This window comes from Xanthomonas cucurbitae (assembly GCF_002939885.1).
Lineage (GTDB): Bacteria > Pseudomonadota > Gammaproteobacteria > Xanthomonadales > Xanthomonadaceae > Xanthomonas > Xanthomonas cucurbitae.
Genome location: NZ_MDED01000036.1, coordinates 19,150 through 32,517, shown reverse-complemented (window position 1 = coordinate 32,517; position 13,368 = coordinate 19,150). Strand labels below are relative to the sequence as shown.

The window sequence follows — 13,368 nt, the reverse complement described above, 5'->3', positions numbered from 1 at the left end:
ATGGTGTTGCCGATGTCGCGCGACTGCTCGCCAGCGCTCGGCTGCACCGGGTTGCCGTTGGCATCGGTCTGGTTGCCGCTACTGCCGAAGCCGCCGCTGATGCTGCCGGACGAGGCGCTGTAGTCCATCCGGTTTTTCAGATCGGTGAACGTCAACGAATCGGCCGTCAACTCGCTGGCACCGGCATTGGTACTGGCGATGGCGCCGCCGATCAGGTTCACATTGCCGGCAGTGACGTGATAACCGCCATCGCCCGCGAACAGGCCCGATTGCTCGACCACACCCAGATAATTGCCGTTGGCCTTGGCGGCGCTTGCGTAGCCACTGACGTCCCACGCAGAGCCGAACGACACCTGCAAGCGGCCACCGACGCTGCTTTCCTTGGACTGGATATCCAGCTTGTCCTGCAGCGATTCGATCGTCAGGTCGCCACCGGTCTGCACGTCGATCCGGTCGCCCTTGACCACTGCGCCACGCAGTGTGGTGTCGCCCTCAGAGGTGAGCACGATGTTCTGCCCGGCCAACTGGGTGTTCTGCCAGCTGCTGCCATCCACGTTCGACTTGTGGCTACCGACGCTGGCTTGCACATACGCATACACGCCCGTCTGCGCACCCACCGAGGCACCTACGCCGACTTCGAAGCCGGCATTGCTGCCCTTGCTCTGTTCGGTACTGCTGGAGTTGCCCGCTTCCAGCACCAGATCGCGTGCCGACTCCAGGCTCAGCGTGTCGCCCGCCTTGAGGTTGCCCTGCACGATGCGCAGGTCGCCTTCGGTAGTTTTCAGGCTGACATTGCCACCGCCGGTGATGGTGGAGCCTTGTGAGATCTGACTACTGCTGTTGAAGCTACTCTCGCTGGTCGCAAAGCCGACGCCGGCTTCCACGCTGAGCAGCGAGCCGCTCTGCACCGCCCTCGCCGTCTGGTACGCGTTGGCTGCCGCTGCCATGCCCTGCATTGCACCCAGGCGGCCGTCGGACTTGCGCGCATCGTCCACGTTGTTGATCAGATCGATCAGCGGGGATTTGATGCGCGCGAAGGCACCAATTTTGAGGTCGTCATCCTGCTGCGAAGCGGAGCTGCTGGTGTTGGCGGTCAGCAGCTGGATCGAGGCGGCGGTGATGTCCACGTCCTTGGCAGCGACCACGTTGCTGGCCACCTGCGTGTACGCGCCACCGGCGCTCAGGCTGACATTGCCGCCCAGGCTGCCGACGGTGCTGGCCACCTGCGCCACCTGCGCGTTCTCGTCGACGTGGGTCTTCTTGTTGTAGCCGGCAAAGCGCTCGGTGTCGGAGATGACCACCGTACCAATCCCCTTGCTGGTGGATTGGTTGGCATTGCCCAGGAGGTCCTGCCCGCTCTGGATGGTCAGGTCGCCCGCGGCGCGCATGCTCACATTGCCTTGGGCGGCGATGTTGCTTGCAGTCAGTGCAATGTCGCCCTGCGTGGTGGTCAGGCTGGCGTTGCCGCCTACCGACAACTGGGTACCGGTGAGTGTGTCGGTCTGCCCGTTGCCGGTGCCTTGCTGGTTGTAGTTGCCGTACGGCAAGCCGGCCGCGTTGTTGAAGCCCCAGCCTTTGCCAGTGCTGGCGTTGCCGCTGGACTGGGTGCTGTGCGCTACGTCGAACACGATGTCCTTGCTGGCCAGCAGCAGCGCATTGCCCTCCGCGGACATTTGCGTGCCCTGGCTGGTGATCGAGCCATCGCTAGCCAGTAGCGTGAGGTTGCCACCGGCCGCCAATTGGCTGACCCGCGCGTCGCTGGTGCTTGCGTTCTGCGACGCGTTGGAGCGATGGCTGCTGGCCTGGATGACCACCGGGGTGATCGCGGCCATGGTGCCAGCGGCGGCGCCTTCGGCATCGCGGCTGATCTTGCTCATCGTGGAGCCGGTATCGACCATGTTCTTGGTGGTCGAATCGCGTGCGCTGCGATAGGAAGCGCCCGGATCGTAGGTCACACCCACCGAGAAGCCGTTCGACTTGCTGGACTGGCTGGCTTGGTTATCGACCGTGTTCTGTCGCGCCAGCAGCGCGATGTCCTTGGCCGCCAGGGTCAGGTCCTTGCCGGCACCGATGTCCGATGCAGCGATGGTCAGCTGGTTGCCGGCGCTGACCACAAGGTTGCCCTCGGTCGAGCCAACCGATGAAGCGACCTGGGTGACCGAGTCGGTGGCGTTCTGGCTATTGCTGCGCGCATGGCTGTAGCCGATGCTCGCCACGCCATTGCCAATGCTACCGGTCAGGCCGGAGCGCTTCTGACTGAAGCTGTGCGCCTCGCTGCTGGTGTCCTGCGCGGATTCGATGGTGACGTTGTTGCCGGCGGCCAGGCGCACATCGCCGGTAGCCAGGACGGTCGAGCCGACCACGGCCACGTCGTTGCCAGCCGAGATGTTGACCGACTCACCACTCAGCGCTGTACCAATGGCAAGCGTGTCCTGCCACGCATCATGCGTGGTGGTGGTCTTGCTGCTGAACGTGCCCTTCTTCTTCTTGGTCATGTCCTGCACGGCATCGTGCTGCTCGCTGGCGGCGAGCAGGTTGACGTTGTTGCCGGCGGCCAGGGTGATACCGCCCTCTTTGGTAGCAGCCGATGCAGCGGTGAGCGTGATGTCGTTGCCCGCCTGCAGGGCGAGGTTGCTGCCGGCGGTGAACTCGGTCCCGTGGACGGTTTCGTCGCGAGTGCTGGTGGTCTGCTTGAAGCGCTTGCGCGTTTCTTGCGTGGTGCTGGTGTCCACCGTGGTCAGCGTGCTGGCGTTGATGTCGTTGCCGGCGCTGATGCCCAAGCCCTTGCCGGCGTCCAGCTTGGCCGCCACCAGGTTGACGTCGTTGCCGGCGCTGAGGATCAGGTTGCCGCCGGCAGTGAGCGCCTGCTGGTCGATGGTCTGCGTGGTCGTGGTGGTGTTGACGCGGGTCTTGCTGTTGCGGGTGTTGAAGTTGCTGGTCTGGCTGTCGTTGAGCACCGACGCGACGTTGAGGTTGTTGCCCGCTGCGGCGATCAGATCACCACCTGCCTTGACCTCGGCCTGGCGGATGGTCAGGTCGTTGCCAGCGGTCAGCTGCAGGCTGTTGCCGGTGCTGATGGTGGTGCGGGTGCCGGCCTTGCCGTCCAAACCGGTGGTCGGGGTCAGCGAGAGGTTGTTGCCCGCTTGCAGGGCCGCGCTGCCGCCGGCAGTGATGGTCACGCCATGCAATTGCAGGTCGTTGCCGGCGGAGACGATCAGGTCCTTGCCGGTGATGAGCGAGACGGCATCGCCGCCGCGCAGCAGGCCGTTATCGTTGCGCAACGCGCTGGGCGTGAGGCTGAGGGTGTTGCCTGCGATCAGCGCCGCGCTGCCGCCGGCCTGCACGCGGGTGCCGGTCAGCGTCATGTCATTGCCGGCGAATAGTTGCAACGTATTGCTGGCACTGATGCCGGACAGGATGCCGGCGCCATTGAGGGCCTTGGCCGCTTCGCTGGCCAGATTGTTACCGGCCGCCAGCCCAACATCGCGGCCCTGGATCTGGCCCTGGTTGAGCAGGTCGTTGCGCGCTTCCAATGCCACGGTGCCGGTGCCGCTGACGCGCCCCTGGTTGAGCAGGTTGCCGGCGGTGAGGCTGACATCGGCGCCGGCGATCACACCCTGGTTGCTCAGGCCGTTGGTGGCATTGAGCGCGACGTTGCCGCCAGCGATCAAGGCACCATTGCCGCGTAGCTGCAGCGAATTGGAGGCCAGATACACCACCGGCACCAGCACCTTCTGGCCCTGGTAGTCCTGCTCCACCATCCACACGATGTCCTGCGTGAGCGCCGCCGCCTGCGCGGCGGTGAGGCCCACGCCCATGCTCAATTGCAGCTGGCCTGCGGCGGCCACGCCGGATTCCAGCAAGGCGCGGTATTGCGCCACGCCATCGGCGTAGTTGGCCAGATAGCGGCGGCCAGTGAGCTGGGTGATCTGGTCCAGCACCAGGCGCTGCTCGTAGAAGCCATCGCCCAGCCGGGCCTGGGTCCACTCCGGGTCCACGCCCAGCTTGTCCAGCAGGAAGTCGCTGCTGATGAAGTTGTCGTAGTTGACGAAGCGCGGGTCGGTCTCGATCAGGTAACGACGGCCTGGGCCGTTGCTGCGCCAGGCATTGATGCCGCCGAGGCCGGTGGCTGCACGACCCATGGCGGTGCGGTCGGTAGCAGTGCCATTGGACAGGCGATACAGCCCACCGATGGGCAGATCGATCTGGCTCAGCGAGGTCTGCCCGCCACCCGCCAGATCGGTCACCGGAATGGTCGCCGGATCCACGCGCATCCGGCTCTCGGTGGTGCCTGCCACGATGCCGGTGCCGGCCGCCGTGGCCTGCACCGCCACCTGTTCGACCGTGCTGCGCCCCAGGCCGTTGTCGTTGGACATGACCGGCGCGACCGACGTGGCGACGATGCCACCGGAGGCAGCCAGCGTGGCATCCTGTGTGTTGGCGCCGACTTGCGTGCCTGCGCTACCGGAGGTACCCGTCGCGACACGGATGCTGTTGGCGCCGCTGTTGGCGCGGCCGGTCACTGCCTGCTGTGCTGCCGTGGCTGCGCCCTGCCTGCCGCGACCGCTCAACCCGCCTTGCGTGCCGACTGCGGCCAACGACGCGCCGCTCACCGCGCGCCCGTCGATACCGACCGCACCGTTGTTGATCGTGGCACCGTTGATGCTGACGCCTTGGCCGCCGGTCATGTTGGCGCCTAGGGCGACGTAACTGTTGTCCAACCTACCTGATCCGACAACACTTTCATCGGTTTCCCAGTAACACACGACCCGCTGACCCTGACGCAGCATGCAATCGTTGAACACGGCGCGTGCTCTGTACTCGGTGTCTGTGTATTCCGTGACCTGCCTTAACGCTAGCGCTTGATTGAGTGCGTCGTCGGTGGCCGCAAGCATTCCTTCTGAGAGACCATTTACACCGCGCTGATTGATGAGCAGAGCACCACCGGCGGCAATGGTTGAAGCGTTATTGGTTACATATCCTGACAATCCGATGTTGCCACCGGCAATGACGCGCCCTTCAGCACTTGCAGAGACAAGTTGCTCTCGCTCAAGAACGTTGTAGGTGCGATAGACGCCAGGATCGTGGCCCTCATAACGAATACCTCCTGCTCCTGACGTCCCAGGGCGAGGGTCGCTGCGGATCACTTCTTCAGGCATCCCTGCATTTGCCGCAGTACGTTCGGCATCAGTCAGCGGACCGGTTTTCGCGTCAACTATTCGCCGCCGGTTGTTAATCTGACCAGCCGCAATCAAGACATTCCCATCGGCCTCAATACTGCCCGACAGGTTACTCACCACCCCGGTCCGGGCTACCAGCGTGCCACCGGCATCCTGCGCGCCACCAATGGCAATATTGCCCAGGCTGAAGATGCGCGCATCGCGGTTGAGCAGTTGATCGCGCACGATCAGGTTCATGTTGCCGGTGGAGCCGAGCAAGGCCGAGCCGTAGGCGGCGTTGTCGGTCGCACCGCCGACATCGGCGCCATTGACCAGGGTGCCGGTATTCACCGCCACATTGCCGCCGACGATGCTGCCGGTGTTGTAGAGGTTGTTGGCCACCAGCGACAACGCGCCGTTGCCGGAGAGGCTGCCGGCGTTGTCGATCAGGTTGCCGCCGGTGAGGCGGGTGTCGTTGGCGAGGATGCTGGCACCGGCGCGGTTGCTGATGGTGCTGGCGGTGATGTCCAGCCGACGCGCGGCCTTGAGCGTGGCCTCGTTCACCAGGTTGCCGCCCACGCGCAGGTTGAAATCGCCATTGCTGACGAGATCGGCGCCGGCGCGATGGGTGTAGTCGCTGCGCAGCGTCAGATCCAGCAGGTTCTGCGCCAGGATGCTGCCGCCGCCGTCGAAGCCGACGGTGTCGATTAGCACGTTGCCGGCCCCACCGCTGACGCTGCCGGCGCCGATCTGCCCGCCGGCATTGCTCAGCGATTGCAGCCTGAGCTGTACCGACTGCTCGGCCTTGATCCTGCCATTGCGGTTGTCGAGGAACGCACCCGCACGCTGCAACAGGACGTTGGCGCCGGCGTAGACGCTGCCGCCCTGATTATCCAGGCTGTTGGTGTTGGCGATCAGATCGCCGGCAGCGACCAGCTGCCCGCTGGTGTTGGCGATGGAGGCCGCATCGATGACCACGCTGCCGCGCCCGCCCAGGTTGCCGTTGCCGTTGGTCAGGGCGCCGCCGGTGATGATGCGCGTCAAGCCGCCACCGTTGTTGACGATGCTGCCCTGGGTATTGTCGATGCGCACGCCGGAAGCAGTGAGCGCATTGCCCGCGTCGAGCTGGCCACCGCTGTTGAGCAAGGCGCCGCTCGCCGCAACGGTGAGATCGCGCCCGGCACTGAGCTTGCCGGCCTGGTGATTGTCCAGCTGGCCGCGTGCGGTGATGCTCAGGTCGCGTGCGGCCTGCAGGCTGCCACCTGCGTTGCTGAGGTTGTCTGCGATGATGACCGCGTCGGTGCTTGCACCGATCAGGCCGTTGCCGTTGTCCAAGCCTCGATTGAGTTCGATGCGCAAACCGCCACCCGCACCGCCACTGGTCACGGCCTGCGCCGTGCCGCCCGCATTGGCAAGACTGTCTGCGCGCACGTTCAATGCACCGCCGCTGGCCTGCAGCAGCCCGCTGCGGTTGTCCACTGCACCACCGCTCTGTATCGAGAGCGCGCGCGCGGCGATCGACCCACCGACATTGGCAAGGCTGGCTGCGTTCAGGCTTGCATCGCCTGCAGCGGCAACGGTGCCGGCCTGGTTGTTCACGGTGCCGGCGGCGCCGAGGGTCAGCTGACCTTGCGTGAGCAGGCGCCCCGCCACGTTGCCCAGGGCACCGCGACTGGTGACTGCGAGCGTGCCGGCCCCGGCATGCTCGATGCGGCCCTGCGCATTGTCGATACTGGCAGCGGTGAGGGTCAGGTCCTGCCCATTGCTGGCCAACGTGCCGGCGGTGTTGTCGAACGCGCCAGCGAGGCCGATGCGGGTCGCGCCGGTGCCGCTCTGGACCAGGCGGCCGCCGGCATTGGTCAAACTGCCGGCATCGATGCCGAGCTGGTTGGCCTGCAGCTGCCCGCCGACTCCGTTGAGCCGGCTGTTGTCGATGCCGCCACCGGCCTGGATGGTCAGCGTGCCGCCCGCCAGCAGATCGCCGCCACGGTGATCCAGACTGCCAGTGGTGGTCAGCGCCACGTTGCCGGTGGCGCGGGTATCGGCGCCGGCCAGTTGCAGCTGGCTGCCCTGCGCAAGCAGATTGCCACCTGCCAGCAGCGTGCCGGAGGCGCTCAGCTGGCGGTCGGCGACCAGGCGCAAGGTCCCGGCACTGCCCAGGCTGCCATCGCCGGCGATGCCTGCACCCACGGTACCGGCAATGGCGATGTCGCCCGCACGCAGGCTCAACTCGCCGGTGGCGGTGGTCTGGCCGGCGTTTTCGATGCGCGCGCCCTGCAGGCCCACGGTGCTGCCACTGACCACGCCCTGTTGGCGCAGCACCGCATCGCTGGTCAGCGTGAGTTGTTGCGCGGCTAGCTGCCCGGCCACGCTGAGATCGCCGCTGGAACGTAGCTCCAGCGTGCTGCCCGCACTGAGGCTGCCACGTTGCGCCAGGGTGCCACCGGCCTGCGCGGAAAATGCGCCTGCCGCCGCCAGGTTGCCATCGAGTTGCAGGTTGCCGCGACTGGTCAAGGCGACCGCGCCGCGCTCGCTGCCCAGCTGCCCGCTGCTGCTGAGCTGGTCGGCCTCCACGCGCAGGCCGTTGCCGCCGATCAGGCCGCCGCGGTTGTCCACCGCACCGGCCGCAGTCAGCCCCAGGCCGCTCACGCCGTATGCCTGGCCGGTCTGGCGCAGCGCACCGACGCCAAGGGTCAGTTGATTGCCTGCACGCACCGCGCCGGCATTGTCCAGCAGGCCGGCGATGGACAGGGTGGTGTTGCCCTGGGCCAGCAGGACACCGGTTCCGCTGTTGCCCGCACTGGCGGCGGTCACGGTGAGGTCCTGCCCGGCCACGACCTGGGCGGCGTTACTGATCGCGCTTGTGGCGCTCAGCACCACATGGCGATCGGCCTGCGCCACGCCGGCGACGGCAAGACTGCCGGTGCTGCGCAACGCCAGATCGCTGGCGGCATCGAGCGCGCCGTGGCTGTCGATCGCCGCGCCATCCAGGGTGATGCCGCCGCCGCTCTGCAAGACCGCCGCTTGCGCGGTGGCGATGCTGGCGCCACGCAGGCTGGCGTTGCCGGCACTGGCCGCCTGCCCCTTGAACATCAGGCTGCGCTGGGCCTGCAGGTCCAACCCTGTTGCCGATTGCAGCGTGCCGGCGGCGGTGAGATCGCGCCCGGCCTGCAATGCGACCGCATGCGCCTTGAGCGAGCCGGCCTGCTGCAGATCGCCAGCGGCCGTGGCCTGCAGCGTGGTGGCTGCGGCAACCACGCCCTGCAGCACGCTGTCGCCCCGGCTGCTCAGCGTCACGCTGGCCGTTTCGCTACCGAGCTGGCCGCTGCTACGCAGGTTGCCCGCCTCCACGCGCAGCGCGTCCTTGGCGATCAGGTTGCCGCGGTTGTCCAGCAGCCCGCTGACGTCGGCGCTCAGCGCCTTGCCGGCGATCGCGCTACCGGTCTGGGTCACGCTGGCGGCGGTGATCTGCAGGTCGCCACCGCTCTGCAGCGTGCCGGCGCTCTGCACGGCACCACTGGTCAAGACCAGGCCGCGCTCGGCGGCCAGGGCGCCCCCGGCCGCGTTGTCGATCGCGCTGGCCTGCACCGAGAGATCACGGCCGGCAACTCCCTGGCCGGCATTGCGCAGGCTGCCATTGGCAGTGAGTTCCACATCGCCCGTGGCCTGTGCCACGCCTGCCAGCGCCAAGGCGCCGGTGCTGCGCAGGCGCAGGTCGCTGCCGGCATCGAGCGTGCCACGACTGTCGATTTCGACACCATCCAGGGTGATCTGCCCGCCGCTTTTGAGCACGGCGGCCGTGCCGGTGGCGATGCTGTCGCCGCGCAACGCGGCAGTGCTGCCGGCCTGCGCCTGCCCGTTGAGGGCCAGGGCGCGCTGCGCCTGCAATTCCAGCGTGGTTGTCGCCTGCAGCGTGCCGTTTGCGTTGAGATCGCGGCCGGCCTGCAGGGCGACGGTGCGCGCGGTCAGCGTGCCGGCCTGGCTCAGATCGCCCGTGGCGGTGGCCTGCACCGCCGTGGCAGCGGATACCACGCCTTGCAGGTCGATCGCGTTGTGGCTGGTCAGGGTGAGCGCAGCGTTGACCGAGCCGAGTTGCCCGGTGCTGAGGATGCTGTCGGCGGTGATGCTCAGGTTCTGGCCCGACACCAGTTGCCCGAGGTTCTGGAATGCGCCCGTGGAAACGATCGACAGGGCATCGCCGCTGTACAGGCGTCCACGCTGCAACAGCGAGCCGGTGGACAGGGCAAGCCCATGCTCGCCATGCAGGGTGCCGGCGTTGTCCAGTGCGCCAGCAATCTCGATGCGCAGGTTGCGCTGTGCTCCCAACGTCGCGTCGGCGGCATTGGCGGCACTGGCCGCTTGCACGGCAAGATCGCGTACGGCGATGACCTGGGCGGCGTTGCGCAGCGTGCCGTTGGCGGTCAAGAAGACATCGCGCTGCGACTGGACCACCCCGCCCAAGGCCAGATCGCCTGCGCTGCGCAGGGCGACATCGGTTGCGGCATCCAACGCACCGCGGCTGTCGATGGCGCCGCCGTTCACGTTGATCGCCGCACCGCTCTGCAGCACCGCCGCGGCATCGGTCAGCACGCGGGCACCGCCGATGGTTGCATCGGCGGCACTGGAGGCCTGCCCGTTCAACGCGAGCGTGCCCTGCGCCAGCAGGTCCAGGGTGGAGGCCGACCGCAGGTTGCCATCGATGGTGAGGTCGCGGCCGGCCTGCAAGGCGAGCGACTGGGCGTTGAGCGCTCCGCGCTGCTGCAGGTCGCCAGCGGCCGTGGCCCGCAACGCGGTCGCGGCGGCGACGACACCGCCCAATTGCATCGCATCACCGCTGCTCAAGCCGACATCGGCGCGCTCGCTGCCCAGTTGCCCGCTGCTGCGCAGTGTGCCTGCCTCGACCTGCAGCGCCTGCCTGGCGGCCAGGCTGCCGCGATTGTCCAGGGTGCCGGCCACCGCCACCTGCACGGTCTTGCCGGCCGACACGCTGCCGCTCTGATCCAGCTGATCGGCGACCAGGCGCACGTCGCCACCGGCCTGCACACGGCCGGCGTTATCGAGCTGCGCCGAGGTGGTCAGGGCCAGGTTGCCCTCGCCTGCCAGCACACCGGCGGCGGTATTTTCCAGTCGCTGCGCCTGCACCGTCAGATCGCGGCCTGCGACCACATGCGCCGCATTGGTCACGGCCGTGGCGGCCGTCACCGTCACGTCGCGGCCGCCCTGCGCCACGCCGCTCAGCGCCAGTTCGCCCTGGCTGCGGATCTGCAGGTCGCTTCCCGCATCCAGCTTGCCGCGGCTGTCGATGGCATCGGCTCGCAGCGTCAGCGCACCGCCGGTCTGCAAGACCGCGTCCTGGTGGGTGACGATGCTACCTGCACGCAGCGAGGCATCGCCCTGCACCTGGCCCTGTGCGGCGAAGCTCAAGGTCTGCTGCGCTTGTAGATCCAGCGCCTGCGCTGCCTGCACGTTGCCGGCAACGGTGAGGTCCTTGCCGGCCGCCAGGGCGAGCGAACGCGCCTTCAGCACACCGGCCTGTTGCAGGTCGCCAGCGGCGGTGGCCTGCAGCGCAGTGGCCGCTGCAACAACACCTTCCAGGTGCATGTCACCCTGGCTGGCCAGGCTGACGCTGGCCGCTTCGCTGCCAAGCTGGCCGCTGCTGTGCAGGCTGGCCGCATCGATCTGCACCGTATTGGCGGCGACGATGGTGCCGGTGTTGTCGAACGCACCGCTTGCCGTCGCGGCAATCGCGTTGCCTGCGCCGACGCGGCCGCTCTGCAGAAGCGTGCCGGCCGCCAGTTGCAGGGTATTGCCGGCATACAGGCTGCCCGCGTTGTCCAGCGTGCCGCTGGTGCGCACCAGCGTGTCGGCATCGGACGAAAACGCAGCGCCCTGTGCATTGCGCAGCGATCCTGCCGCCACCTGCAGCACACCGGCTGCCACCACGCTCGCGCGATTGTCCAGCGCTGCTGCCGCCTGCATCGAGACGGCGCCTGCGCTTTGCACGGTGCCGTCCAGGGCCAGATCGGTGGCGCTGGCGATGCGCAGGCCGCCGCCGGCGTCGATCGTACCGGCGTGATCGATGCTGGCAGCGCGCAGTTGCAGCGTGCCGTCGCTGTGGAGCTGGCCACGCTGACGCAGGGCGCCACCGGCCTGCATGTTGATCGCGCCGGCCGAACGCAGCATCGCGTCGGTGCGCAGATCGCCAGCGCTGACGAGCGTGGTCGCGCCGCGGGTGCTCTGCAGCGTGCCGGACACCGCCAGCGTGCCGCCGCTGCCAAGGGTGGCGCTGGCGGCGTTGAGGGTGCCGGCGACCTGCACGTCGGTGCCGCCATCCACGGCCAGCGTTCCGCCCGCCACCGTGTTGCCGCTCAAGCGCAGGCCGGCGCGGCTGCGCAGTGTGGCGTCGCCGCGTTGGCTGCCGATATCGCCGGCACTGTCCAGTTGCGCGGCGTCCACGCGCAAGGCGTTGCCGGCGGCAATGCTGCCGCCATTGGTCAGGCTGCCGGCAACGGCTGCCTGCACATCACCCGCCGCGGCAATGCTGCCGGTGCTGGTCATGCTGCCTGCCTGCACCCGCAGATCGCGCGCCGCGTAGACGCTGCCGGCGGTCTGCAGCGCCCCGGTACTGCGCAGGTCCAGATCCGCGCCTGCAGAGAGCGCACCGCGCGGTGCGATCTCGAGCGCACCGGCGGTCACTGCCAGCGCATCGGCGGCAATCACCTGCCCCTGCACGGTCAAGCGGCCTGCGGCCTGCACCTCGATGCCTTGCCCGGCCTGTGCCAAGCCGCCCAGCCGCACATCGCCGCCACCAGCCAAGCGCAATGCGCTTGCGGCATCCAGCGTGCCCAGCGCCTCGATGGTCTGCGCCTCCAACGCGATCGCAGCGCCGCTCTGCAAGGTACCGGACAGCGCAATGCGCCCACCGCGCAGGCGCGCGCCGGTGCCGCCATAGGCAACACCACCACTGCGCAACAGGCCATCGGCGCCCAGTTCCAACGCACCGGCGCCATGCAGGCTGCCATCGGCGTCCAGTTCCGAGCCAAACAGACGGATCGACCCGGCGCTGCTGCGCCCGGCATGCACCAGCAGCCCGCTGGCCTGCGCATCCAGTGCCCCGGCGGCCACCAGATCGCCGGCCAGGCGCATGCGCGCCGAGCGCAGGATCACATCGCCCTGCTGCGAACCCAGCATGCCGGCCTGCTCCAACGCACCGGCCGCACGGATGCTCACGCCATCGCGCGCCACGGCGGTGCCGCCCAGGCTCACCTGGCCGGCGCTGTCGATCTGCAGATCGCCGCTCTGCGCCGCCAGGGTGCCGCGGCTGACCACGCCCACCCCTGCATCGGTGGCGATCAGGCGGATGCGCTCGGCATACATTCCGCCCAGCTGCGCCACGTCGATGCCGATCGACGGCGCTGCGCCATCGCTACCGGGCAACACGTCCAGCAGCATGCCGTCGTAGCTGATGCGGCCGGTGCCGGCGTTGGCCAGCAGTTCCCGCGTCCAGATCGACCCGCCGACATTGAGTTGCCGCGACAGAAGATCCAGGCGGTCCACGTTGAACGCGTCCAATCCATTGCTGCCGATCGTCAGCGCACCGCCGGTGACGCTGAAGCCATTCAATGTGCCATCGGCGCCCAGCGTGGGCGTGCCGGTGGTCAGGGTGACGCGCGAGGTGTTGAGAAACCCGCAGCCGTCGCAGGAAATGCCGTTGGGATTGGCGATCACCAGCTGCGCCCTGGCGCCGGCGATCTCGGTGTAGCCCTGCAGGCGGCTGGCGGTCGAGGTGACCTCGTTGAGGATCAGCGAGGCCGCGCCACTGCGTTGCAAATTGTTGTTGCCGGCCACATAGCCGCCCAGCTCGGTCCTGGAGATCTGCGCGCTGTTGTTGAGGATCAACCCATTGGGGCCGACATTGAACGTGGTGTAGCGGTTGTGCGAGATGCCGCGCGCATTGGGCGCCACGATATCCACCACCGGCACGCCGTTGGCGGCGACCTGTTGCCCGGGCGTCTGCCCGCCGGGGTTGGGCGTTGGCGCGACCTGCGCCCATGCCGGGAACGATGTCCAGGTGATGGTGACGCATAGCAGCAGCGCCAAGGCGCGCTTGCTCTGTTCGGCCACGTCACCACGCACGCTCAACGCTTGGATGTCCATCGTTTCTCTCTGGCCGCCTATCGGCGGCATCAATCGGCAAGCGCGCGGCCGG

At 67.9% G+C, this 13,368-nt stretch carries 1 protein-coding gene; it reads right to left on the bottom strand.

Annotated features, from left to right (window positions below; translation table 11 throughout):
- On the bottom strand, positions 1 to 13,316 hold a 13,316-nt coding region (locus XcuCFBP2542_RS15750; RefSeq protein WP_104604741.1), incomplete at its 3' end, for a hemagglutinin repeat-containing protein.
- Positions 13,317 to 13,368 lie beyond the last annotated feature (52 nt).